Annotated in this window: 2 protein-coding genes; both read right to left on the reverse strand. The window is 44.4% G+C overall.

Going from position 1 to position 1,650, the window contains the following annotated elements:
- The coding region (gene msrA, locus A3762_RS25500; RefSeq protein WP_068758210.1) for a peptide-methionine (S)-S-oxide reductase MsrA at positions 1-613 on the reverse strand (613 nt) is incomplete at its 3' end.
- Between the two features lie 29 nt (positions 614-642).
- A partial coding sequence (locus A3762_RS25505; protein WP_068758212.1) for a class I SAM-dependent methyltransferase occupies positions 643-1,650 on the reverse strand: 1,008 nt, incomplete at its 5' end.

Below are 1,650 nucleotides of genomic sequence, written 5' to 3' on the forward strand. Positions count from 1 at the left end.
GCCCGCAATACCCACCCGGATTCTTTGCTAAATACTGCTGATGGTAAGACTCTGCATAATAAAAAGCATTAAGCGGTTTTATTTCGGTCGTGATCGCACCATAGCTACGCGACAACAATTTTTTCTCATATTCTTTTAGCGTTTTTAAAGCGACGGCCTCATGCTCAGGCTTCATCCAATATATAGCAGAGCGATATTGAGAACCGATGTCATTCCCCTGCCTCATGCCCTGTGTTGGGTCATGCTTTTCCCAGAAAACCTTCAAAATCTCTTGTATGCTAATTTTCGACGCATCAAAAATAACTAAAACGAGCTCAACATGGCCTGTCGCACCATTACAGACCGTTTTGTAATCCGGATCAGCTTGCTCTCCTCCACCATAGCCAACCGCAGTCGAGACAACACCGTCGAGCTGCCAAAACGCACGTTCAGCCCCCCAAAAGCAACCAAGCCCAAGCGCGATACAGTCTAGATGTTCAGCAAAAGGAGGAGTAAATTGCGTGCCGTCGACGAAGTGTTGCGTTGAGGCGCCTTGCAGCAATTGCCAAGCAAATGGAATGCTAGCGGAGCCATCGCCGGAATAATTCACACTAGACATAAGTTTTTGAGTCATTATTACCTCCTTTCAAAAACATTCGAACTTTAACGTTCGCAATAATAGACCGCGAATTTGTTGTTTCGTCCAACATCAGAGCATCGGCCAAATACTGAAGTGATCAATTCTGGGTACCTTAAGAAATTATTTGCCACTATATACATGGGGGCATAGCGCGCCATTTTGTCTTTGGCCGTCTTAATAAACGACTCAGTCGTCATATACTCTGTTGAAACGCCCTGATGAAACGGTGGGTTAGTTACGACGCCATTCACTCTTCCTTTTACTTCATCCCAACCATCACTCGCATACACCGAGGCCGTTAATCCATTTAAGGATAAAGTCTTCTTGGTCGCCTCTAGGGCAAACCAGTTGATGTCTATACTCTCCACATCTATATCTGGATTCAAAGTTTTAATTGCTACGCTAATTACGCCGCACCCACAACCGAAGTCTAAGGTTCGTCCTTTCAAGCGACGGATATCCTGTTCGAGCAACAAAGCTGTGCCCTCATCTAACCGCCCACTCGCGAATACACCAGGTAGTGCAGCGAGTTTGAGTTTATTCTCGGGATCGAGCTGAAAATCGAAAACTTCAAAATAGTCTTGTATATCAAATACATTAGTAGCCGATACGCCGGACGCTTCCCACAGCTGACAGTGTTTGGCTGAATCGATTTTTACGCACTCTTTTGAACGAGTCGCGAGTCGCTTTGCGCCGCTCGCAATACCGCTCTTCTTTTCGCCTAAGAGATACAGTTTGCCATGATCTGCTAGTACGCTTGCTGCCAGATCTAAATACAATTCCAACTCAGGTTTTGACTTTGGCATAAACAAAATAATACCGTCATAACGATCGCCAGTTTCAGGGATACCAAAGACAATATTTTCTTTATCAAACTCTTCGAAAGCTTTATAGGTTCTGTAGTTGAACGTCACAACATCATGCAATGCAAAAACATTATTTGTTGGCTCTGATGGTGGCTCAATAAATAAATAACTACCTTCGTTAGGAAAAAGATCTTCGTTACGCTCGATTACTTGGGCGGTGGCTTG

It is taken from the genome of Oleiphilus sp. HI0125, assembly GCF_001635355.1.